This is a genomic window from Maribacter sp. HS, assembly GCF_048059195.1.
Taxonomy (GTDB): Bacteria; Bacteroidota; Bacteroidia; order Flavobacteriales; family Flavobacteriaceae; genus Maribacter; species Maribacter dokdonensis.
The window spans coordinates 247,785-271,037 of sequence record NZ_JAYLVV010000009.1 but is presented as its reverse complement, the minus strand read 5'-3'; the positions used below and the strand labels follow the sequence as shown (position 1 = coordinate 271,037).

Here is a 23,253-nt window from a genome sequence, read left to right as displayed (position 1 = left end):
ATAGTTAGGCTTTAGCTACAATTATGTTAACCTTAACATAAAATATAACTTTTAATGCCGCTTTTGAGAATTATATAAAAATGGGGTGGGGATTTTTTGTACTTCGGAAGGATGAATTGAATAATCAAGGAAGGGTAGTCCCGATTAAATTTTTAAAATGATAAATATAAATTTAATAAGCATTGGTTCTAGCCGATATAACTAAAATGAGAAGCTATTTATTGATAAGGTAAAATTAGCTTTACTTTTAAAATATCTTCTGATCATATTCGTAATTCTTTTCATTTGGAAAATTACCTTTTAAATCAGGAAAGATTAATTGTAAATATTTATAGTCTCTTTTATCATAATGTTTAATTGAACTTAAAACATATTCAGTCAAAACCTCATTTGAAACTTCAACAAAATAAACTGGAAAGTTATCAATTAACCCAACTATTTTCCTATTTAATGGTACGGTTCCGTCTTTATATTTATTTGCGTAATTACGAACCAAAGTTGTTGTTAAACCATTAGGTAGTCCTGATATAATCAGTTCTGGTATATTAAAATTCTCGTAAATCCCAGTTGAATAACCAAAAGGAGTAAATCCAATTTCCTCCATAACATATGTTGTGTGATATCCATATTTAGAAATATTGGTGTTAACCATTTTAAAATACACTTCCCTTTGATTTTTTTCCATATTAGTTTTTAACAGTTCAAAATTTCAGCTACCTATGCATCTTATCCAAAATCTCAATAATCTCGGTTTTTTTGCGGACAGATACAGGTACGTTTTCTCCATTCTTCAACATTAAATAACCACCATCTGTTTTGATATAGGCGCTGATGCATTGTAGATTGACCAAGTGACTTTGGTGTACACGAACAAAATCGTGACTGCTTAATAATTCGGCAAAGTATTTTAGTGTCTTTGTTACAAATATCTTGCGTTTATCTTGAAGGTGGAAAATGGTGTTATTACTATCGGATTCACACCGAATGATATCGTCTAGACTGACAATGATAATTTGGTCTAGTGTATGTAACGATATCTTATTAGGTTTTTTTTCTGGCGCAGAAATGGTCTCCTTTAAAATTTGTAAACGCTCTTTATTAGGCTGTAATTGCTCTTTTGCTCTTGCAATTGCCAAACTTAAATCTTCGTTGGAATAGGGTTTTAACACATAGTCGATTGCAGCAAATTTAAAGGCTCTTATCGCGAACTCATCACTTGCGGTTACAAATATGATCTTCGATTTTAAGTCGGGGAAAATCTCTAAAATATCAAAGCCCGTACCGTCACCTAACATGATATCCAAAAACAGAATATCGGGCTGATTTTTACGTAGCACTTTAGCGGCTTCTACTACACTCTGTGCCGTAGCGATAATTTCAATATCTGGGTGTTGCGTCTCAATATCCTTTTTCAAAAGGGTTAAGGCGTCAATCATATCTTCTACTATTATCGCTGTATGCATAGGTCTTTAATAATCTGTTAGCAATGGTATTTTAAATGCAATCTTGGTTCCATCAATGCTACCATCTTCATTTTTTATTTCACTGATATGCAAGGTGTTTTTACCTGCAATGGATTCCAATCTTTCTTTGGTAACGGTCAATGCCATAGATTGATGGTCCGTTTTTGTCTTTTCGCTCTGCGATTTAAAAATACCCAATCCATTATCAATAATACTACAATGTAAATGAGTTTTTGAAGTGGTGAAGCCAATTTCCAATTTCCCTTCCTTTTTGCCTTTTAAAATTCCGTGACGTATGGCATTCTCCACAAATGGCTGAATAAGCATGGGCGGTATCAATATTTCTTCGGCATCGGGAGTGGTTTTAACTTTTATCGCGTATTCAAAAGGCTTTTGCGCCATTAACTGTTCTACCTCTATGTAGTGTTTTAATGCTTTTATTTCTTGATCTAGACCGATATGTTCTTTTCTTGAATTTTGTAGTGTTTCCCGTAACAGTATGGCAAAACTATTAATGGTAGCATCCATCTTTTCTGGTTTGGTGCCTGCCATTGCCTTTACACCATTTAAAACATTAAAAATGAAATGCGGATTCATTTGTAACTGCAGCGCTTTTTGCTCTAAGGTCAACAAATAATTTTGGGTTTTCAAGCGTTCTTGTTCCGCTCTATTTTTTGCCCTTATCTTACGTATATACCACCAACCAAAGCCTAATAACAGTACCAGCGTCAACGCCAAAACCGACCATTGAAACCAGTCTTTTTGGTATAGCGGACTATCAATGAAAAAACGGAATGCTATAGGCTCACTTTCTTGCCATCTGTAATTTCTGGATTGTACCGAAAAGGTATGTGCGCCATACGCCAAACCTGCAAAATTCTGCTTATTCTCCTTTACCCAAGGGCTCCATTCATTATCATCTAGCCGAGTTCTATACACTACTTCGTTTGGGTGGTCAATATCTACCGTTCTAAAGGAAAAACCCAACTGGGTTTGATCGGGAGTTAATTGTAATACCTTGCTCGTATTCGTCCAATCTTTTAAGATCAAGGAATCAATGCTTTTATACCGCTCTTCTACTCCCGTAAAATATACTTTAGGCGCAGCCGCCGTTTTTTTACTTTCACTGGGGATATGCTTGGTCAACCCATAAATAGCACCAAACCACAAATTACCATCCTCATCTTTATCGACCGCATTTAAGCAGGTTTCTATACCTAAGAATCCGTCGTTTCTACCAAAATGATAGATATCTACAATTTCGTTCGTTGCACTAAGTTCTATTTTATCTACACCGCGTTCAGAACCTGCCCACAGGTTGCCTTGGTCATCAAAAATAAGCTGATATATGTTATTGGACGATAAGCGTTTACTACCCTTTAGCTGCTGAAAATTTACCGGATTCGTACTGTTAGCATACCAAATTCCCTTACCTGAAGTTCCCAAGAAAATAGTATCATCATGAAACAAAATGGAACCAATTGCAGTTTGTTCTTCCAAGCCTGTTTCAACAGTTGTCACTTTATTATTTTCTATATACCCCAAATGACCCTTTTGGGTTGCGTACCAAAGTTTACCATCGGCAGCTTTTACCATGCTTTTAATGAGCATATCTGTAATACCATCTCTACTAGAAAAGGTTTTGGCAATGATCAGGCTATCTTTATCTGAATAGTACTTGAATTTCACGATACCATGGGCATAGGTTGCCGCCCATATATAATCATCGTCTGCAATTAAGGTTCTAACCCAATCGGAAGGAAATCCTTTGCTTTCATCAATGACATGATTTGCCGTGCGCTCTACCGAAACCGTATCAATTTGTATAAGGTAATTTTCGCTTGATGAAAACACCAAGCTGTCTACCATCTTGGTCTCACTAAAAAGCAAGCCTCTATTATCCGACCCTGCCCAAATATTGCCTTTGGTATCACTAGTTATGGTCTTGATTTTCACATCAAAAAAAGTACTCTCGTTCGGTAATGGGTGAATGCCTTCGGAATCAATTTTCGCCAAGCCTTTTTCCGAAGTGGAAAACCATAATCCGTCCGCAGCGTTATGGACCGCATAAATGCGATTGCCCTTTAAGCCTGTTCCTTGATCATAATGTTTAAAATTGTTCTGAAAATACTTGTAGAATCCGCCACCTGATGTAGCGATCCAAATATTGCCGTTATCGTCATTTATGACCTTTCTTATGTGTGGTGTTGCCAAACCACTGGCAGTATTCAATCTTTTAATTTCTGAAAATGTTGTGGTCTCCACAATGGTAACTCCCTCATTATCTGTAGTTATCCATAACTCATCTTCATTTTGAATTGACATGGAATTTATACGTGAGGGCTCTGGCATTAAAAAACGATTATCGGTTGTAGCCTTATCGATTATAAAGACACCATCATCAAAAGTTGCTGCAATAATATGATTGTTATGTGCTATGACCGACTTGAAATTATTCTTCTCAACTTTTATAATTTCGGTAGTATTATCACCTAATTCTTTTAATTTCCACAAAGCTTTGTTGGTCGCTAGCCAGTAATAATTTCCATCAAAAAACACCGAATTGATTTCACTATTGTCAATTTCTGAATTGAAATTAACCTTGCTTACCAGCTTATTTTTGCTGTAGGTATAGAGTCCATTTTTGGTCGCTAAATACAACTGACCATCAACTGGAAAAAATTGAAGTATTTGCGGAGCTTCTAGATTAACAAAGTTGTTTTTTACCTTTATGGAAAGTCCCTTTTTTGTTCCAATAAACAAGGAGTCGTTAACGGTGTAAAGTGCATCAATATAATTGGAAAGCAAGCCATCACCTTCATTCCATACTTCAAAAATTTCTCCGTCAAAATTTGCCAGTCCGCCACCTTGAGTCGCTAGCCACAAGTAGCCCATATCATCTTGTACAATATCATATACCTGTGATTGCGGTAATCCATCTGCAATGGTATATGACCGTAGCTGACTGTTTTGCGCAAATAATTGTATTGTACCAAAACAACAGCAAACAATCAAGAAGTATTTAATAATCAGATTCAAAAAAAACGGATTTCTTTTACGTATTAAACTAACGCCAATGCTACTATAATATTTGATAAAGCGAACGGTCTTCTACCGACACATTTTTGTACTCATTAGCACCATTAGACTGCAAAATAGGTGCCAATACGCACAGTACCGTAGTTTTTCCTTTTATAACTAGCGTATTGCCATTTACCGTACTTCTCCAACGAAATTTTTCTATCGGAATTTGCAAGGCAAACAATACCTCCGCCATTTCTGGGGATTCTGAAACCCAATCCATGATAGCTTCCTTATCTGCCAATTTAGGCATATGGTTGCTGTTGTCAAAAGTAAATTCCCATTCAACCGGAATATTAAATTTAAAACTATAAGCCTCACCAAATGAAGACTCCTGTCTAGTGGTTAAAGCAGTTAACCAATCTATATGTACATTTGGGTAGTTTTCTCTAAATTCTTGGGAGAGAAATGCCGGTCCTTTAGACTCTGCCGTTGGGTAAAACCCATAGTAAGGTTTTGCCAGATAATGTTCTGCATATTTACCGCCAAATACATTAAAATAGGGCGATGCACTTACTTGACCTGCCTTAAAAACATGCTTCAATTCTGTTAGCAATGCTTTGTTTTCGCCCAATCCACATGAATGAAAAATAATCTTGGTATTGCCCGTATATTCTTTGCAAATGCTTTCTATGTTATACTCCTTAACTGCAAATTCTAAACTCTTTACGGTAATGCGTTCGCCATTTTCCTTAATTCTCATGGACATTCCTAACCAGGCATTGCTATGGCTTACTACGTGAATTTCTTTAAAGCGAACTTGGTTCTCCCCTGCATTGTTGATGTAAGCGATTATCTCATTAATGGTGTGCAAACCCTCTTCAATAGGCATTTCCTGTTTTTGAAAATACTGTTTTGCATTGCTGTAATAAGTATTGTCACTCTCATCAAAACCAGCTATAAATACGATAGATTCTTGAATGCTTATGTTCGGTAAAGCAAGTGCCGTTTCCGACTGTTGCGAAAACGGCTTCTTGCCACCAAGCATTAGCACACTCACCAATACGATAATAAAACACTTGTTCATCATTGCTTAATTTTAAAAGTCTATACTTACTACGGCATTGTCTTCAATTTCACGGTTTTCTTGCTTTTTTATCAGCTTAGAACCGTTCCATATATACGGCGTAGTAATAAATTCTACATTGTTTTGAGCCAAAGCATCATCTAAGGATTTTATATTCTTTGTAATCGTAGTTTTTAACAAAATGGTACTCTTAACTCCTTGCATATCCGAAGGAAAAACAAAAGATTCCGTCTTTAAATAATTGCTATCTGCATAGTCAATTAAACTTGCTACTTTCTTAAATCTGCCATTGTTCCAAAATACATAGCTTTTACCTACTTGGTAACCGGTATCCGCATCGGCTAAATCTACTGTAATCACATCTTCTACATTGAACAAACCAAGACTACCATGGTTTTCAATATGAGCCGGTATAGCAGACAAACTATCTAACACCATTTTATCTAATTGTTGACCGTATTTAAAGGCACGTAATTGGTACTTTACCTCCGTAATACCTGCTTCGTTTGTTGTACTGCTTTCATAACCGTACACAAACTTCACCTGATTGTCCGCAATACTACCAAAGGATTTCTGCGCTATCATTCCGCCCCAAACCCATCCGGTCTGGTCTCCTGTGGTTACTCTATACCAATGGCTTTTGATACCGTCTATTTCTTTGGAATACAGACTCTTTTCCCATAACACCATTTTAGTTCCAATATTTAACAAGGTTACTTTTTTACTACGCACCGATGGCTTTTCTCTTAAAAATACCTTGTGTGCTAATAAGTACTCATAAGTTAATTCTTCGGCAGGAATTTCTTTATCCATAACTTCAAACTCTACTTGTTCTACACTTTGCGCAAATAAATTTGCAACTACAAATAAGCAAATGAACAGGACACTTTTCTTTACATTTTTCATGATTTTAAATTTTAAGGGTTATTACTAATTAATTGCTGTTATAGCATCTTCTGTATCAAAGTCATCATCGTTCCAAGCAATGCTTCTTAGCACTTTTATGTCTTTGATCGTATATGTTTCCGTGTATTGTAATGCAGCTCTTAGAATAGTTCCTTCCTTGCCAAAAGACTGGTTAGGAAATATGTAATGTATGTCTGAAATAGGTTCGTAGGCATACTCATTTTTTATACTTGGCAGGGCAATGACCCCATCTTCGCCAACCAAATAATAGAACTCTTTTGTACTTGAGCAACATGCATTATACTCAAGAGTGATTTTCAAAATTTCGGTGATTCCTTCCAATGCCGGTCCTGGTAATACCGAGATTCTTATTTCATCTAACAAACCAAAATCTGCAATATTTAAGGTGGCAATAGTCTTCTCTGGATTTTTGGTTTCAATGACATCTACCGCCCAGGTGTCTTCTTCCTCTTGACCAACGGTTCTTTGGTTGGTAACATCGTAGGTATTAGTTAGTTTAAACTCTTGTGCATTAGTGGCACAAACACATAATATGATTGTTAAAAAGATAAATTTTCTCATGATAATTATTTTAGTTGTTTTCTTTCTACACTACTAAATTACTACGGAGACAAGGCTTTTATAAGGGTGTTCTAGTATTCGTAGCTATTCATCTAGAATTCGTTGAACAGTGCGTATTTATTAAGTTTATATCTCTTTTCTCTTATGATTATTACAAAAGAAAAACCTGCAAGATTATAGAAATCTCACAGGTTTTCTTCTCCTTTCGGAGAACCAACTAACCAAAACTAACTACCTATTTTTTCAATGTTAATGTGATTTCTTTTTTAACGGATTTTAAACTTATTTTTTCAAATTCTAACTGCATACTTTCATCAACTGTCCAGCTGCCATTCTCAAATTTTTCTACACGTATAACCTTGCCTTGAACATTGAATTTAATACGCAGACTTTCATACTTTTTCAAGTATTCCGATACTAATTTGGCATACATCACTTTAAATTCCATCGTTAACTGTCTTTTTTCATTCTTTGCTATCTTATCTTCAAAAATTATGTTGAACGTGCGTTTGAATTTGCTGGTTTCTTTGACCTCCGCTTCTGCTCCTACGGCGGAATTGTTGACGTTTTCTGGCATTGGCAACGGCTGTTTTACTTTCGCCAACGTACCATTTTTATTGACTATGGCATCATCGACCGCTACAAAAGAGGTGTAATTCGTCAGCAAATTATATTTTAGTCCTAATGCCACCACCTCAACTTTCACATCTTCATTAAATAGCTTCTTGTAATCATCTAACTCCCCTATTCGCTTTCTAGCCCACAAATAACCCAAGGCTTTGTTCCGCTTGCTTAAATGTCCGTCAGTTACATTATACACTTGTCTAAAGCGTTTTTTACCTTGATATCCGGTGACGATTATGTTCCCTTCTGCCTTACCCTTATATTTGCCGTGAACCACTACCGGTCTTGCTGCAAATACATCTGGTATACTCTTTTGGGCAAGGTCGTACATATCAAACCCTTTGGATTCAATCTTTACTCGTGTCAATAATGGAGTTGCTATATAATTTGCAAAGTCTTTAGCCACTTCGGCAGCTTCTTCCGACGTTGTGGCAATGAACGATTCGCTATTAGAAACCTTTGCCATACCTTCAACTAAATACCTATTGACACTAGAACCTATACCAAAGGTGAAGACACTGGCTTGGTCTAGATTGTTACGTATAAGTTCAAAGGCTTCTTTTTCAACGCTAACATAGCCGTCGGTGATGACCACCATAGACCTTGCTACGCTCATATCTTTTCTAGGCAATTTATATGCTGTTTGCAGCGCACTTAACAATTGTGTGCCTCCACCGCCTTGACCTTCCGATAAAAACCGAATTGCCGCCTCTATATTCTGCTCGTTGATTTCTACAGGCACAGCGCTAAACATGGTAGAACTTGATGCAAATAGCTGAACATTGAACGTATCCGTCATTCGTAATCCACATAGAAGATTGCGCATTAAGGTTCGCGATACTTCTAATGGGTAACCGTTCATAGAGCCCGATACATCAACGATAAACAAATATTCACGTGAAGGAATATCGCCTAACACTACATTCTTGTGAGGTTCCATTTGAAAAGAAAAGAAGTTTTCTTCTTCGCCTTCGTATAACAATAATCCGGTTTGTATTTGATTGCCCCTTAAATTGTATTTCAAGATAAAATCTCTGTTCGACGGATTCTTATTTTCTTCGGATAGTACAATCTCGGCTGTTTTCGCATCAGGATAATCCACTATAATTTCGTGTGATGCACTATTGACATGCTGAATGACCATACCTGCGTTTAGCCTAACCGAAATATCGAAATCAAAACTATCTGCAATACCTTTTGCCGTGTAAGGCATTGTAAAACCACTTTCTGTTTCAGTACTTTCCCCAGTAAATCGTGGACCCACTACGGCAGGAGCCACAAACTGATATTCGCCATTTACAGGCACCAACATTTCGGTATAATAAATGTCGATCGTAATTTCATCGCCAGGCATAATATTGCCCACATTCATTTGAAATACATTGGGTCTATGTTGCTCTAACTTTGCAGCTCGCTTACCTTCTTCAATGGCGGTATCGTATACTTTTTTAGCTTCTTGCTTTTCAAAAATTTTGGCAACTACAAGTCGGTCATCAACAATCATATGCATTTTATGAACCGCTGCCTGTGTAGATAGCGGAAACACATACTTGGCTTCTATAGGCTCCGTTCCTTTGTTTTGATATACTTGTGTAACCCGAACATGGGCAATGGTACCCGCTATATTTGCTTCAGTTATGGAAGATTTTAAAGGTATAATGGCGTTCTTGGTAGAGACCAATAAATACGGACTGTCAGTATCTTGGGAAAAACCTGCAAAGCAGATTGTGCACAGTAAAAAGGTGTAAAGTAGTTTCATGATCGTTGTATTAGATTATTATTTGAAGTCAAATCTAACAGTGAACAATCGCTAAAAAAGGTGGCTTTTAGTATTCGTTGGGTATTATCTAGAATTCGTTGTCAAAGTAATTTTCTACTACTGACCAATATCATGTGCCACTAAATCAATGATATATACTTTTATAGTATCAACAAACAACAATTGGTCATGAGAAGAAATATGAATCTAGAAGAATGTAAGGCGTTATTAGGACAAAACTACATTGGCAGGCTTTCCTACCTATCAGGGGGACACCCATTCATTGTGCCCATTACATTTTATTACGATGCTGACACGCATTCCATTACCAGCTATTCTAGTGAAGGGCACAAAATTCAAGAAATGCGAAAGAATACCGCGGTTTGCTTGGGAGTTGATGAAATAGCTTCCATAGCCAATTGGAAGTCCGTTTTAGTTCAGGGTACCTTTGAGGAGCTTTCTAGAATTGATGCCAAACATATGCTACATGAATTCTCTGATGGTGTTAAAAAAGTAATAGCAACCATTTACGGTGAGCACCCAAAATATATAAGTGAGTTTTCTGCAAAAATTGATGCCGAAGAAGCGCCGATCGTTTTTCGTATCAATATTAATGAACTTACTGGAAAACTTAGGGTAACCAATTTGTAAATGATACTAAAAAAAAGCTCTCATTAAAATGAGAGCTTTTTTTTTCTAATTGCTGTCAATAAGAAATCGTTTCTCAAAACTATTCTTAAGCAGTTGCCTTGCCGAAGCCAATAATTCTTCTACTTGATCTAATGTTGTTTTACGTATGTCAGCTATTTCTTCTGTGGTTAGCCCTTCGTTGGTGAAGAGCTCAAATACCGTTCTCATTGGTAAGTTCATCTTATCCAAAACCAATTGCATGTGTTTATTTATACGTTCCTTATCTAAAGATGCATCGAGCTTATCTGCCAATTGCTTTTCTTCATCGGTAATGAAAACATGGTCCAATGTATAGTTACTTTTATCTAAAGAACTATCGTCCATTTCTTCTAAAAGTAAAAAGTCGCCATCGCCATCTTGAGTATAATCTTCTTCCATAGCATCCCACTCCGGTTTGGAATAGGTGTCTATATTATCAAAGAAAACGTGATCAAACTCCTCTTCTACCAAACTATCTTCCAAAAGCTCATCTACTTTTTTGAACAAAAATACATGTAGCTCGTTTTCACTCTTTATATCATCAATATTATCATACACTTCTATAAAAAGCTGATCGGTAAAATCACTGGGATCGAACATACCTTTGTTTAATTTACCATTGGCAACGGCACTATTCAATCTCTTAGAAACATATCTATATATTTTTGGTAAAATCCTCAGCAACTCTTTATTAAAAGATTCTCTATTCTCTTTACGTTTAAAGGAGACCAATTTAGAATATGTTTCTTTCATTATTATACGTACATCGTTCATGGCAATTTCCATAATTGTTTACTTTTAAGATTATTACAGTATAAAATTGCAAACTTAAAGGCGTAATTCATATGATAAATGTCAGTGCCTTACCTTAAGATTTCAGATACCTTAGTACTTCGTAATTTTAATAAAACCAGCCCATGTTCAATTCTAAAGATTTCGGAATTAACGGACTCACCGACCAACAGGTGGAGGCTTCTAAAAATGAACATGGCACAAATTCATTGAACTATAAAAAAGAGAATAGCTTTATAGATGCCCTTAAAAGTATTGCTAAAGAGCCCATGGTCATTTTGCTGCTGATAGCTTCATGTATTTATTTTATTTCGGGTAATTGGGGCGATGGTTTTTTTTTGGCAACGGCAATTATTCTTGTTGGCTCTATTTCATTATATCAAGATTCACGTAGTAGAAAAGCACTTGAAAATCTTAGAAACCTTACGCACCCCAAAAGCAAAGTCATACGTAATGCACAGGTTATTGAAATTGATAGCGAAGATATTGTTATCGGTGATTTTTTAATGGTGGAAGAAGGCACTACCGTTTCTGCAGATGGCATAATTGTGCATTCTAATGATTTTTCTGTAAACGAATCTATATTGACGGGAGAATCTCTTTCCGTTTATAAAGATGCTACAAGTACCGATTATTCAATTTATGCGGGAAGTACCGTTGCTAGCGGATTAGCAATTGCCCAAGTTACCGCTATTGGAAACTTGACCAAACTTGGTAAAATAGGTAAAAGCCTTGAAGACATTAGCGAAGAAAAAACACCTTTGGAAATTAAGATTTTCAACTTCGTAAAATTGATGTCTATCTGGGGAGGCGTTATTTTTCTATTGGTTTGGGGCATCAATTACATGCGTTCCGGTATTTTCCTAGATAGTTTATTAAAAGCTCTGACCTTGGCCATGAGTATTCTACCGGAAGAAATACCTGTAGCTTTCACCACGTTTATGGCATTGGGAGCATGGCGATTAATGAAAATGGGTATTGTGGTCAAGCAAATGAAAACTGTGGAAACCCTGGGTAGCGCCACTGTAATCTGTACCGACAAAACCGGTACCATTACACAGAATAAAATGGCATTAGCCAAGCTATTTACACTAAAGACCGGTACAATCATCAACACTAAGGATATAATAGGAACCAACGAGAGAGAACTTATTACTACCGCTATGTGGGCAAGTGAACCCATACCCTTTGACCCTATGGAAATAGCTATACATAATACCTATGCTAGGTCAATAGAAAATGATGAACGCCCTGATTATAAAATGGTCCATGAATACCCTTTAGGTGGTAAACCGCCAATGATGACCCATGTATTTCAGAATGCAGATGGTAAACAGATTATTGCAGCAAAGGGAGCGCCTGAAGCTATTATTGCGGTATCTAACCTTACCAATACTGAAATTGATATCATACAAACTACACTTACTGAATTAGGTAAAGATGGCTATAGAATGCTTGCTGTTGGTTTGGCTATATTCGAAGGCGAAAATTACCCTGAAGAGCAACAAGATTTTAAATTTGATTTTAAAGGCATTATAGCTTTCTATGATCCACCAAAGGAAAATATTAAACAAGTACTGCAAGACTTTGACAATGCCGGTATAGCAGTTAAATTGGTTACCGGAGATAATGTCAATACCGCTATGGCCATCGCCAAACAAATAAATTTTAAAGGATACGAAAAATGTATCTCAGGTGATGAGCTAATGCTACTTTCCGATGCTGAACTTCAAGAAAAAGTAAAAGATATCAATGTATTCTTCAGAATGTTCCCCGATGCGAAACTGAGAATTGTAAATGCACTAAAGAAGAATAATGAAGTTGTTGCCATGACGGGCGATGGCGTAAATGATGGTCCGGCTTTAAAAGCATCACACATTGGTATTGCCATGGGTAAAAAAGGAACTGAAATTGCAAAACAAGCAGCTTCTCTTATCTTGGTTGATGATGACCTTTCTAAAATGGTAGATGCCGTTGCCATGGGCAGAAAAATATATACCAATCTTAAAAAGGCAATTCAATATATCATATCAATACATATTCCCATTATTCTTACGGTATTTGTACCATTGGCATTACGGTGGGCATATCCCAATATATTTTCACCATCACACGTAATTATTTTAGAATTGATTATGGGACCTACCTGTTCTATCATTTTTGAAAATGAACCTATGGAGAGAAATTTGATGATCAAGAAACCTAGACCTTTTTCAACTACTTTTTTCAACTATAAAGAACTGACCACTAGTGTTATTCAAGGCATAATTATTACTGTTGGTGCATTGACGGCTTATCAATATTCGGTATCGTCAGGTTTCTCTGAAAACACTACACGTACCATGGTATTTATGGTGTTAATCGTTGCCAATATCTTTTTAACCTTAGTGAATCGTTCGTTCTATTATTCTATTTTCACCACCTTGAAATACAAGAACATTCTGGTTCCTATTATTATTGGTCTAACTATCATACTCTCATGGACATTATTGTACTTGCCCGTTCTAACCCGCTTCCTTGAGTTTGAACGTTTAACTATACCTCAACTAGGCACTACAATAGTTATAGGTGCTATTTCTATACTATGGTATGAAATAGTCAAAGTAATAAAGCGTACAAAGAAAAATATATAATTATAGCTTTTGGCCATATGCAAGATCACCGGCATCACCTATACCAGGTATGATATAACCACGTGCATTCAATTCCGGATCTACTGCTGCAATCCATAAATGCGTCCCAGTCGGGAAAACGCTTTGAACAAACTCAATACCCTGTTGCGAGCCAATAACAGAAACAATATGAATTTGTTTGGGTGTGCCATGGTCCTTTAAACCTTTTAACACATTTTCCAAAGTTCTACCTGTAGCTAACATAGGGTCTGTTAACACCAATACCTTACCTTCTAGAGACGGTGCCGCAAAATAGTCTACCACGACTTCAAAATCATCTTCGTCGTTTTCATGTTTACGGTAGGCAGATATAAACGCATTTTCAGCAGCATCAAAATAATTTAAAAGCCCTTGGTGCAATGGTAAACCTGCTCTTAAAATAGAACATATTACAACTTGATCTTGACTTAAATACATAGATTTATTACCAAGCGGAGTTTCTATATCTTTAGAACTGTAAAGCAACTCTTTACTGAACTCATAACCTAGCACCTCCCCTATACGCTCTATATTTCTACGAAATCGCATGGGATCTTTTTGAATCTGTACATCGCGTATTTCCGAAATAAATTGATTAAGAACTGAATTTTGGTCTCCTAAATTATGAATGGTCATTATTGCTATATTTTAATTCTAAGGTACTGTTTTCAAAAATAAAACTTGACAGTTTAAATGTGATCATTTATACTATCAAGTTTTACAAAATTACGATGAACTAATACTTAGGCGTTCAACATACCCCCATCAATAAGGTGGGTACAACCTGTTATATATTTACTTTCATCCGATGCTAGAAACAATGCAAGTTCAGCTACTTCTATTGAGGTGGCATAACGACCAAAAGGTACTGTAGCCGTAAAACCATCTTTAACAGCATTTGGGCTATCAGGAGACATATCACTTTCTATTCTTCGCATCATCTCATTATCTACAGGACCTGGATGAATAGTATTTACCCTTATAGTTCTAGATGCATTTTCCGCAGCCGCAACGCGCATTATACCTACTACGGCATGCTTTGTAGCTACATATGCGCCCAAACCTGCAAATCCTTTTAAACCTGCAACAGATGATGTAATGATAACACTACCACCCTCTTCCATTTTAGGAATTATGTATTGACACCCCAGCCAAACACCTTTTAAGTTTACCGCAACTACCTTATCAAACACATCTTCCGGATATTCTGCTATAGGTCTTGAAATGCCTTCTATGCCAGCATTAGCAAAGAAAACATCAATTTTACCAAAGGTCTCTAAAGCATGGTTCAAAAATTGAACAGTATCTTCTTTCTTAGAAACATCTGCTTTAAAGTAAGAAACATTTTTATTATGGAGTTTAGTACGTGCTTCAATTATGGCTTCTTCATTATTATCTACCAAAACTACTTTCGCACCTTGTGCCAAGAATAATTTTGCCGATGCCATACCAATACCACCCGTACCTCCTGTTATTACCGCTACTTTATCTTTTAATCTGCTCATCTTTACATATTTTATGGTTATTGAGCTACCATTCTTCTATAAATGTAATTTGTTGAACAAGAATATAATATGACGAATATCAGTCATCAGCAAGTGCTAGTTTTTTTCTTTTAAATTACTTGTATATCATATTTGGCTCATGATATTTATCATAGGATTTTTTTATGCACTCCTTTACTTTTAAATCATCAATAAAAGGTAAGCCATGAAAAATATTCTCATACCCACTGACTTCTCTAACAATGCCGATCACGCCATCTCGTATGCATTGAATGTGTTTAAATGCGAACGCGCAAATTTTTACTTTTTACATGCGTATGCCGATGAAGTTTACAGACCTTATCATAAGGTAGATGCAGAAACATTTGAAAAACAAAAGAAGATTATTGCAGATGATTCTGAAAATAAACTGAACAAACTTGTTACCGAAACCCAAACTAAAACGCATAACCCTTTACATAAATATGAAGCAGTACCCGCTTTTGAATCTTTGATAGATGCCTTGAACAACTTTGCCGATCTAAAAAATATTGATCTTATCATAATGGGTACCAAAGGTAAAACCGCCAGCTCTAAAATAACTTTTGGCAGCAATACCGTACAAGTTTTTAAATATGTAAAATGCCCTGTATTGGCAGTCCCAGACCAATATGATTATAGCCAACCTAAGAAAATACTTTTCCCCAGTAACTACATGATACCCTACAAACGAAGAGAATTGAAGCTACTGGATATTTTAGCGGGAGAGTTTAAGGCCGAGGTTCATAGTTTATATATTTCTGATTTTGTTGATTTAAGCCATAGGCAGTTGGACAATAAAAAATTCTTGGAAGAATCATTACCTCACGCCAGGTTATCATTTGTGACCAAAGGTGTAGAAAATAGAGCCAAAGCCATCTCAACTTATATTACCGATCATAAAATGGATCTTTTGGTCATGGTAAATTCAAGACACTCCTTTCTGGAAGATATGCTGTATAAATCTACTATTGATGAAATTGGTCTTTCACCAACCATTCCGTTTTTGGTCATGCAAAACCTTTCTCGATAACTAATCTTCTATAGCCATGAAAAATATATTGATAACTACAGATTTCTCTGATAATGCATGGAACGCCATTTTTACCGCATTGAAAATATATGCAGAAGTCGAATGCCACTTCTATTTACTTCATGCTTATGAGCCTACCCCTTTAAATCTTATGGGTGCTAAAAGTCAGCAACGACTTGGAGCAATATATGATTCACTTTCAAAATACTCGGCTCAAGAATTAGAAGAAGTACTATCCTATTTAAAAACAAACCATAAAAACCCAAAACATCAATTTACGACCTTGTCAAAACCGGGAAACTTAGAAACCGCGGTTGAGAACGTTATCCATAAAAATGATATAGATTTTTTAATAATGGGTACACAAGGTGCTACAGGTGCCAAAGAGGTTTTCTTGGGAAGCAACACCGTAAAAGTCTTAAAGCATATCAAGAACATTCCTATACTTACGGTACCTACCGGATATAATTTTCAAAACTTGACCCAAGTAATCTTTGCTACGGATTATAGTTCAGCTTATAAGAAAAGTGTATTAGAGCCAATTCTAGAACTTTCTAAAATATGGAAAGCTTCTATTGAAATTGTACATGTTGCTTTGGAGTTTAATTTAAACGACAATCAAGAATTACATAAAGATGTGCTTAGAGAAAGACTCACCGGTCAAAAATATAAATTCAGTAACATACCATTCGTCATTAACATATCTACAAGTATTGATGAATATGTAGGTAACAATAATGCCGCTATTCTTAGCTTAATTAGACATCAACATACATTTTGGGAGAAAGTTATAGGAGAACCGGTTGTCAACAAAATTGCGTTTCATTCTAAAATTCCGGTTTTGTTTTTGCCCCAATACTAATTAGTTAAAATTAAACGGTCACCATGAAAAACATATTAATCCCTACCGATTTCTCCGATAATGCCTGGAACGCTATTTTATACGGAATTACATTCTTCAAAAAAACGCAATGTACCTTTCATCTTGTGCACATCAACGCTATTAATACCAATTCTAGTGGAGAAGCTGCATTATATGTTTCACCAGATATTTTAGAAGAAACCATACTTGCAGAGCCTAAAGAAAAATTACAGCACCTATTAAAGAGAATTGAAAAACTTCCATTAAATGCAAAACATAATTTTAAAGTTCAGGCGATATATGGTTTTCTCATTAATGAACTAAAGACTTTGGTGATCAATAAAAAAATCGATTTAATAATTATGGGCACAAAAGGTGCCACGGGACTTAAATCAGTATCCATAGGTAGTAACACTGGTAATGTAATTACCAAAGTTCCCTGTAATGTAATGGCTGTACCTGAAAATGCATGTTATGAAAATATTCAGGAAATTGGTTTTCCTTCAGATTTAAATATCGCTTACGATATCAAAGTCTTGGAAACGATAAAAGATATAATTCTTCTAAAAAGATCGGCCTTACGCTTACTTTATATTTCTGGCGCAAATGAAGCGTTGAGCCAAAATCAAACTAAGGTCAAAAATTTTATATTAGATTATTTTAAGGATAATGTTTGTACCTATCATAATATCACAGGAAAAAACATAGACGAATCCGTACAATGTTTTACCGAAAGTAGAAATCTTGATATGGTAATCATGGTGGCAAAAAATCTTAATTTTCTAGAACGAATTCTTTTTAGGCCAACAGTTGAAAAAATTAGCTACCATACCAAAGTACCATTTCTGGTTATACATGAGTAACAAAGAAGGTTTTATAGCAAAAGTACTTTAACGATGTTCATTTATTGCCAATCTAATATCCTCAATGGGCATAACACCTGTATGCCTCCACATGGGTAAACCGTTCTTGAACAACACCAAGGTAGGTACACCCTTAATTTTATATTTTTTTACAATTGCCTTTTCTAGCTCTACGTCTATTTCAAGACTATTGATCGCTGTTGCCCCTTCTTCTACTATTTTCTCTACTGTTGGCCTCATAAGTTTGCAGGGCACACACCAAGATGCAAAAAAGTACACCAATGTGGGATTTTCCGAGGCTATGGTCTTTTTAAAAAGTTTTCTCATTACACACTACTTTTATACTATATAATAATCAATTAAATACTTTTCAATACTGACGAATATCATACTATAATCTACCTAATGAAGGTAACTTTATTCTAATAAATTATAGTATTATGACACGTATTTTACTACCTACAGATTTTTCTGAAAACGCATTGACCGCTATACGGTATGCCCTAACACTATACAAAGATCTTAAATGCACATTTTTTCTATTGAACAGTTACATGCCGCCGGTATATCATACTGAATATTTAATGGGGAGTCCGGCGCAAATTGGTCTTGGAGATATTGTGCAACAGAACTCGCAAGATAATCTTGAAGCACTAAAAAATACATTAGAAAAGGAATTTAATAATCCCCTTCACACTTTTATCACCCATTCTGCTCTAAATGTACTTTCTAGCGAAATCACTAGAACCGTAGAGGCAGAACAAATAGATATCATTGTCATGGGTACGCAAGGTGCTTCCGGGGCTAAGGAAATATTATTGGGCACCAACACCGTACATGTCATTAAAAATGCAAAATGCCCAGTTTTGGTCATCCCTTCTAGCTTTGAATATGAAGCTCCAGAACAGATACTATTTCCAAATGATTTTGAGGTATGGCTAGACAAGAACAGTTTGGCACAACTACTAAAAATTACCAAATCGCACGTTTCTCAAATAAATGTAATGCATGTTTACACAGGCGATGAATTAAATACGACACAAGAAAAAAATAAAGAACAACTTGCCAAAGTTTTATCCGAAAGTGGCTTTTTTCATGAAGTACCCAGTAATGAAGTTATTGCTGCCATCAATGAATTTCAGATCAAACAAAAAATAAATTTATTGGTAATGATACAGAACAAACACACCTTTTTTGAGCGTTTGTTCATTGAGCCTGTCATTAAGAAAATAGGCTTTCATGTAACCGTTCCATTCTTGGTAATTCCACAATAAAAGCTATGAAAATTAAAAATATACTTGTTGCAACGGATTTCTCCAATGAAGCGTATAATGCCCTTTTTTATGCAACACAGATTTTTACCGAAAGCCAATGTACCTTCTACCTGGTCAATGCATATGATGACATTGTGGTCAGTGTCAAAAATGCATTATTTACAGGTGAGAAAGTTTTAAAAAAGCTTGAAGCCAACTCTAATGAAAATCTAACTAAAACCGTTCATAAAATTGTTTTGGACACAGCTAACGACAAGCATTTATTCAAAACCATTTCAAGCAAAGGAAGTCTGTCTGCTTTAATTTCAAAAACATTGGTGGATTACAAAATAGACCTCATTGTTTTAGGCAATAAAGGAAAAACAGGAGCCAAGGAACTGTTTATGGGCAGTAATACCATACAGATCGCGAATACCATTACACAGTGCCCAATCTTGGCAATACCCAAAGAAATTTCATTTAAACCTATAAAAGAAATTGCCTTTGTGACCGATTATAAAAAAGGGTGTACAAAAAGCACGCTATCTATGTTATTGAACATTGCAGCCATTACAGACGCCTCGGTAGCAGTTCTTCATATCAATGAAGAAGAAATAATGTCTCCAAAACAAATTTCCAATCAGAAATTATTGGACAAATGTTTGCTTCACATACCACATAGTTATGATGAAATCTGGAACTACGCAGACAAAGCCAATGTTATTCAAGATTTTATAGTTGAAAGAGAAATAAATATGCTGGCAATGTCTTATCACCGTAGAAGGTTTTTTGAACGTTTTTTACATGAACCTGTAATAATGGATTTAAGTATCTATGCTACAGTTCCGTTTTTAATACTACCTGTACAGGACTGACATATATCATAGTAAATCAAATGGTTAGCGCATACATTTATTGAACCATCTAAATCATTCCATAATGAACAAGCGTATTTTAATACCTACGGATTTTTCTAAAAATGCCCTTAATGCCATTAGGTACACCATTGATCTGTATGCAAAACTTAATTGTGACTTTTATTTTCTAAACGTGTTCAGTTTTGAAAAATATACGACCAATAGTCTAAATATACCTGAAGAAGGAAGTGCTGAATACCTACTAGCACAACAGGAATCAGAAAAAAAATTTGATAAACTGATCAACACCCTTAGCTTACATGAAGAGAACTTTAAACACAATTATTTTACAGAATCTACAGCCAATTTTCTTTCAGAAGCCATTAAGCAAAATATAAAAGAGAAAGATATTGATTTGGTCGCAATGGGGACCAAAGGAGCTACAGGCTCTAAAGGTGTCCTATTTGGCAGTAATACCGTTATGGCTATGGAGAAAATTAGAGAATGCCCTGTACTAGCTATACCTGAGCATGTTTCTTTCATGTCGCCTAAAGAGATAGTTTTTCCAACAGATTTTAAAGATGTCTATAAACGATCAGAGTTTAAATATCTTATAGAATTGGCTAATATGCACAATGCCGAAATTGCCGTATTGCATTTAGAAAACAATAAAGAACTTACTGAAACCCAATTAAGCAATAAGCAATTATTATCATCTATTTTAAGTGAGACTAAACATCAATTTCATACCTTAAAAGAGAAGAATTTAGGGAAAGGTATACAGCTTTTTGTTGAAAGTAGAGAAAGTGATATGGTCTCTTTCATTAACCGTAAACATTTCTTTTTTGGTAGTGTCTTTTCTAAACCATTGATCAAAGAAATTGGTTACGACAGCGATGTACCCATTTTAGCATTACACTAAAACGTTTCATTGGTATATACACTTACCAAGAAATGAAAATCATATAAGTATTTAGACATTTTTAGTTGGTTAATGTCTAAAACCAAACCGTCAAGAATTTTATTTCATTGGCGGTTTTTTATTCAAAAATATTTGTTGTAAGATTTAGAAATGCCAACGATGGAACTGCCATATTCCAAAACTAGAAGAAGGTATTAACCTATTTCTATAAAACAGTCTTATAAGCTGCTGTACTATAAAATAGAACTGACAATGGTCATTTTTACAACCTTGGATATAAAGTATCTTCGACAGAAATAAAACATACTGTGTCATGAAAAAGTTTATGGTTTTGTTCTCTTTAATGTTGATGGGCTGCTCATCTATCAGTTTAGTAGAAAATTGGAAAAATCCGGATATTGTACTTTTCAACGCCAATAAAGTACTTATAGTTGGCATGGCACAAGATAAAAATAACAGGGAAAGCTTTGAAACCAAACTACAGCATGAATTTTCTGAAAGAGGGGTTGAGGCATGGCGAAGTATTGATATTTTCGACTTATCACTTACAGATTCTCGTAAAACCGAAACCGAATTGGACAATGTAGAACAGAGCCTACTAGATAAGGATTTTGATGCTATTCTTTTGACCAAAATCACAGGCTCTGAAAATCGTGAAAGCTTTGTAAAATCTATTTCCAGATGGGATGACCACCAGTCTAGGTTCAATGACGATTACTTAGAACATCAAGGTATTTATTACGATGACAACTACTATGAAAAATTTACTGTTTACCATGCAGAGACTACCTTATATTGTATCTGCGAAGGAAAGGAAAGAGCCATGATTTGGCGTGGCATTATTGAAATAACAGAACCCGATAATATTGAAAAGGCAATAAAAGACTATGTGAAAATGGTTATCATAGCTATGGAAGACCAGGATTTGGTCTTTACTTCCCAAATAGAATAAATACTATTATATTAGAACAACGGACTAAGTACCCTGCCTATCCCTTCCTGTAATTTCTTGGTCCACTTTCTTTTTATGTATTCTTCGTATATCAATTCATTACTGATACTACAATCTTGTAAAAAATCTTCTTTTAAAAGTTCGGCCATATGTTTGTGGTACATAATAGCATTGACCTCATAATTCTGTTCAAAACTACGGTCATCTAAATTTGCCGTTCCAATAGATGAAACCGCATCATCACTTACCATTATTTTACTATGTAAAAAACCATCTGGAAATAGATATATTTTTATACCAGCTTTCAAAAAAAGTTCAAAATAAGAATGTACAGACCAACTTACTACTTTATTGTCTGCATTCTCAGATACCAGTAACCTAACATCTACCCCACTTAAAGCCACGGTCTGCAAAGCTCGTATCAATGCCTGACCCGGTATTATATAGGGGTTCGTAATATACACATATTCTTTAGCCATATTAATAATGGTAAAATAGGTTTGCTCCAATGCCGGAAAATCATCATCCGGTCCACCTGCAACTATTTGTACCATTTCATTTTGCACTACTAATTCTTTTGTCTTTTCCGGTATTTGAATAGGTTGCAATAGTTTAGTACTAACCAAATACCAATCTGTCATAAATACTTGGTCCAATTGCGTTGCAGCAGCACCAATAAGTTTTAAATGCATATCATGCCACTTACCCAAACCAACCTGCCCTTTAAGGTATTTATCAGATATATTTATTCCTCCTGTAAATGCAATTTCACCATCGATTACTATAATTTTTCTGTGGTTTCTAAAGTTTAGGGAATAAAAATATCTACCGAACTTAAAAGGTAGAAAAGAATAAACTTCTACCCCTATTTTAATTAATTCTTTTAGATATTTCTTACTCAATGAGAAACTACCAATGCCATCATATATTAACCTTATTACAACACCTTCAGCTATTTTTTTCTCGAACAATTCTAATAACCTAGATGCTAAATCACCTTCTTCAAATATGTAATATTGAATATGAATTCGTTTGGTGGCGCATTCCAAAGCATAAAAAATAGTCTCAAATGTTGTTTTACCGTCTTTTAAAATAGTTAGGTCATTGCCCGTAGTAGGCGGAAAATGTGAATTCCTATAATTTAGCGCCATCAATTTTTTATACCTACCATTGAATTCATTCACATGCTGATGACTAGGTTTAGGTTGTTTGTTAAAAAGGTCTTTTTCTAGTTCAATAAGTTTATATCTTCTTCTGTTTCTGCCCAACAAGAGGTAAAGGAAAATTCCACCAATGGGTATAGCAAATATTGCAAGCAGCCACGCTAAACTTTTTGTTGGTTTGGCCCCGTAAAATAAAATTGACAGCACAATAGAAAATGCCACAACTACGTAAATACCTATAAATATTGAAGTCCACATCGTTTATGCCATT

The 23,253-nt window shown here is 35.4% G+C and carries 21 protein-coding genes; 9 read left to right on the top strand and 12 right to left on the bottom strand.

Annotated elements, in window-relative coordinates; all coding sequences use genetic code 11:
- Positions 1-247: 247 nt before the first annotated feature.
- The 7 genes from VBZ51_RS17385 to VBZ51_RS17355 form a co-directional block, all read right to left on the bottom strand.
- Positions 248-685 (bottom strand): DUF4262 domain-containing protein, encoded by a 438-nt coding sequence (locus VBZ51_RS17385; RefSeq protein WP_276472860.1) that lies wholly within the window; start codon positions 683-685, stop codon positions 248-250.
- A 28-nt stretch (positions 686-713) separates the two neighbouring features.
- Entirely contained in the window at positions 714-1,463 is a 750-nt protein-coding gene (locus VBZ51_RS17380) for a LytR/AlgR family response regulator transcription factor (protein WP_416577759.1), read from the bottom strand.
- Positions 1,464-1,469: 6 nt separating this feature from the next.
- Positions 1,470-4,502, bottom strand: coding sequence for a two-component regulator propeller domain-containing protein (locus tag VBZ51_RS17375; RefSeq protein WP_416577758.1), 3,033 nt, complete (start codon positions 4,500-4,502; stop codon positions 1,470-1,472).
- 43 nt (positions 4,503-4,545) lie between these two features.
- A complete protein-coding gene (locus VBZ51_RS17370) occupies positions 4,546-5,574 on the bottom strand; it encodes a hypothetical protein (protein ID WP_416577757.1) in 1,029 nt (342 codons plus the stop codon).
- A 9-nt stretch (positions 5,575-5,583) separates the two neighbouring features.
- Complete coding sequence (locus VBZ51_RS17365; RefSeq protein ID WP_416577756.1) at positions 5,584-6,477, bottom strand: SH3 domain-containing protein; 894 nt, start codon at positions 6,475-6,477, stop codon at positions 5,584-5,586.
- A gap of 24 nt (positions 6,478-6,501) precedes the next feature.
- Entirely contained in the window at positions 6,502-7,059 is a 558-nt protein-coding gene (locus VBZ51_RS17360) for a hypothetical protein (protein WP_416577755.1), read from the bottom strand.
- 235 nt (positions 7,060-7,294) lie between these two features.
- Complete coding sequence (locus VBZ51_RS17355) at positions 7,295-9,442, bottom strand: VIT and vWA domain-containing protein (protein ID WP_416577754.1); 2,148 nt, start codon at positions 9,440-9,442, stop codon at positions 7,295-7,297.
- 189 nt (positions 9,443-9,631) lie between these two features.
- On the opposite strand from VBZ51_RS17355, the gene VBZ51_RS17350 reads away from it, so the two are divergent.
- On the top strand, positions 9,632-10,093 hold the full coding sequence (locus tag VBZ51_RS17350; RefSeq protein WP_416577753.1) for a pyridoxamine 5'-phosphate oxidase family protein: 462 nt from the start codon (positions 9,632-9,634) through the stop codon (positions 10,091-10,093).
- Between the two features lie 45 nt (positions 10,094-10,138).
- On the opposite strand, the gene VBZ51_RS17345 is transcribed toward VBZ51_RS17350, so the two are convergent.
- Positions 10,139-10,897, bottom strand: a complete 759-nt coding sequence (locus tag VBZ51_RS17345; protein ID WP_416577752.1) for a sigma-70 family RNA polymerase sigma factor — start codon at positions 10,895-10,897, stop codon at positions 10,139-10,141.
- A 131-nt stretch (positions 10,898-11,028) separates the two neighbouring features.
- Between VBZ51_RS17345 and VBZ51_RS17340 the strand changes: the two genes are divergently transcribed.
- Positions 11,029-13,536, top strand: a complete 2,508-nt coding sequence (locus VBZ51_RS17340) for a cation-translocating P-type ATPase (protein WP_416577751.1) — start codon at positions 11,029-11,031, stop codon at positions 13,534-13,536.
- On the opposite strand, the gene upp is transcribed toward VBZ51_RS17340, so the two are convergent.
- Positions 13,537-14,190: a uracil phosphoribosyltransferase gene (gene upp, locus VBZ51_RS17335; RefSeq protein WP_416577750.1), complete on the bottom strand. Its 654-nt coding sequence runs from the start codon at positions 14,188-14,190 to the stop codon at positions 13,537-13,539.
- 107 nt (positions 14,191-14,297) lie between these two features.
- Positions 14,298-15,059, bottom strand: coding sequence for an SDR family NAD(P)-dependent oxidoreductase (locus VBZ51_RS17330; protein ID WP_416577749.1), 762 nt, complete (start codon positions 15,057-15,059; stop codon positions 14,298-14,300).
- 205 nt (positions 15,060-15,264) lie between these two features.
- On the opposite strand from VBZ51_RS17330, the gene VBZ51_RS17325 reads away from it, so the two are divergent.
- The 3 genes from VBZ51_RS17325 to VBZ51_RS17315 are packed head-to-tail and all read left to right on the top strand — an operon-like array spanning position 15,265 to position 17,835.
- Entirely contained in the window at positions 15,265-16,110 is an 846-nt protein-coding gene (locus VBZ51_RS17325) for a universal stress protein (protein WP_416577748.1), read from the top strand.
- A 16-nt stretch (positions 16,111-16,126) separates the two neighbouring features.
- Positions 16,127-16,972, top strand: a complete 846-nt coding sequence (locus VBZ51_RS17320) for a universal stress protein (RefSeq protein ID WP_416577747.1) — start codon at positions 16,127-16,129, stop codon at positions 16,970-16,972.
- A 23-nt stretch (positions 16,973-16,995) separates the two neighbouring features.
- Positions 16,996-17,835 carry a universal stress protein gene (locus tag VBZ51_RS17315; RefSeq protein WP_416577746.1) on the top strand — a complete coding sequence of 280 codons (840 nt, stop codon included), beginning with the start codon at positions 16,996-16,998 and terminating at the stop codon, positions 17,833-17,835.
- A gap of 27 nt (positions 17,836-17,862) precedes the next feature.
- Here VBZ51_RS17315 and VBZ51_RS17310 read toward each other — a convergent pair whose 3' ends face one another.
- Entirely contained in the window at positions 17,863-18,162 is a 300-nt protein-coding gene (locus VBZ51_RS17310; protein WP_091603035.1) for a thioredoxin family protein, read from the bottom strand.
- Between the two features lie 113 nt (positions 18,163-18,275).
- Here VBZ51_RS17310 and VBZ51_RS17305 point away from each other — a divergent pair, with 113 nt between their 5' ends.
- From VBZ51_RS17305 to VBZ51_RS17290, 4 genes are all read left to right on the top strand, one after another.
- A complete protein-coding gene (locus VBZ51_RS17305; protein ID WP_416577745.1) occupies positions 18,276-19,109 on the top strand; it encodes a universal stress protein in 834 nt (277 codons plus the stop codon).
- Positions 19,110-19,114: 5 nt separating this feature from the next.
- Positions 19,115-19,963, top strand: coding sequence for a universal stress protein (locus VBZ51_RS17300; RefSeq protein ID WP_416577744.1), 849 nt, complete (start codon positions 19,115-19,117; stop codon positions 19,961-19,963).
- A gap of 64 nt (positions 19,964-20,027) precedes the next feature.
- Positions 20,028-20,867: a universal stress protein gene (locus VBZ51_RS17295; protein ID WP_416577743.1), complete on the top strand. Its 840-nt coding sequence runs from the start codon at positions 20,028-20,030 to the stop codon at positions 20,865-20,867.
- A gap of 313 nt (positions 20,868-21,180) precedes the next feature.
- The gene (locus VBZ51_RS17290) at positions 21,181-21,819 is read left to right on the top strand and encodes a hypothetical protein (protein ID WP_058105531.1); all 639 of its coding nucleotides are present in this window, start codon (positions 21,181-21,183) and stop codon (positions 21,817-21,819) included.
- 11 nt (positions 21,820-21,830) lie between these two features.
- Here the strand turns inward: VBZ51_RS17290 and cls are convergent, their stop codons facing one another.
- Positions 21,831-23,240, bottom strand: coding sequence for a cardiolipin synthase (gene cls, locus VBZ51_RS17285; protein WP_416577742.1), 1,410 nt, complete (start codon positions 23,238-23,240; stop codon positions 21,831-21,833).
- Between the last annotated feature and the right edge of the window lie 13 nt (positions 23,241-23,253).

What these genes read in the sequence shown, in the direction of transcription:
- VBZ51_RS17385 (WP_276472860.1), bottom strand. Translation starts at nt 685, where the DNA reads ATGGAAAAAAATCAAAGGGAAGTGTATTTTAAAATGGTTAACACCAAT.
- VBZ51_RS17380 (WP_416577759.1), bottom strand. Translation starts at nt 1,463, where the DNA reads ATGCATACAGCGATAATAGTAGAAGATATGATTGACGCCTTAACCCTT.
- VBZ51_RS17370 (WP_416577757.1), bottom strand. Translation starts at nt 5,574, where the DNA reads ATGATGAACAAGTGTTTTATTATCGTATTGGTGAGTGTGCTAATGCTT.
- VBZ51_RS17365 (WP_416577756.1), bottom strand. Translation starts at nt 6,477, where the DNA reads ATGAAAAATGTAAAGAAAAGTGTCCTGTTCATTTGCTTATTTGTAGTT.
- VBZ51_RS17360 (WP_416577755.1), bottom strand. Translation starts at nt 7,059, where the DNA reads ATGAGAAAATTTATCTTTTTAACAATCATATTATGTGTTTGTGCCACT.
- VBZ51_RS17355 (WP_416577754.1), bottom strand. Translation starts at nt 9,442, where the DNA reads ATGAAACTACTTTACACCTTTTTACTGTGCACAATCTGCTTTGCAGGT.
- VBZ51_RS17350 (WP_416577753.1), top strand. Translation starts at nt 9,632, where the DNA reads ATGAGAAGAAATATGAATCTAGAAGAATGTAAGGCGTTATTAGGACAA.
- VBZ51_RS17345 (WP_416577752.1), bottom strand. Translation starts at nt 10,897, where the DNA reads ATGGAAATTGCCATGAACGATGTACGTATAATAATGAAAGAAACATAT.
- VBZ51_RS17340 (WP_416577751.1), top strand. Translation starts at nt 11,029, where the DNA reads ATGTTCAATTCTAAAGATTTCGGAATTAACGGACTCACCGACCAACAG.
- upp (WP_416577750.1), bottom strand. Translation starts at nt 14,190, where the DNA reads ATGACCATTCATAATTTAGGAGACCAAAATTCAGTTCTTAATCAATTT.
- VBZ51_RS17330 (WP_416577749.1), bottom strand. Translation starts at nt 15,059, where the DNA reads ATGAGCAGATTAAAAGATAAAGTAGCGGTAATAACAGGAGGTACGGGT.
- VBZ51_RS17325 (WP_416577748.1), top strand. Translation starts at nt 15,265, where the DNA reads ATGAAAAATATTCTCATACCCACTGACTTCTCTAACAATGCCGATCAC.
- VBZ51_RS17320 (WP_416577747.1), top strand. Translation starts at nt 16,127, where the DNA reads ATGAAAAATATATTGATAACTACAGATTTCTCTGATAATGCATGGAAC.
- VBZ51_RS17315 (WP_416577746.1), top strand. Translation starts at nt 16,996, where the DNA reads ATGAAAAACATATTAATCCCTACCGATTTCTCCGATAATGCCTGGAAC.
- VBZ51_RS17310 (WP_091603035.1), bottom strand. Translation starts at nt 18,162, where the DNA reads ATGAGAAAACTTTTTAAAAAGACCATAGCCTCGGAAAATCCCACATTG.
- VBZ51_RS17305 (WP_416577745.1), top strand. Translation starts at nt 18,276, where the DNA reads ATGACACGTATTTTACTACCTACAGATTTTTCTGAAAACGCATTGACC.
- VBZ51_RS17300 (WP_416577744.1), top strand. Translation starts at nt 19,115, where the DNA reads ATGAAAATTAAAAATATACTTGTTGCAACGGATTTCTCCAATGAAGCG.
- VBZ51_RS17295 (WP_416577743.1), top strand. Translation starts at nt 20,028, where the DNA reads ATGAACAAGCGTATTTTAATACCTACGGATTTTTCTAAAAATGCCCTT.
- VBZ51_RS17290 (WP_058105531.1), top strand. Translation starts at nt 21,181, where the DNA reads ATGAAAAAGTTTATGGTTTTGTTCTCTTTAATGTTGATGGGCTGCTCA.
- cls (WP_416577742.1), bottom strand. Translation starts at nt 23,240, where the DNA reads ATGTGGACTTCAATATTTATAGGTATTTACGTAGTTGTGGCATTTTCT.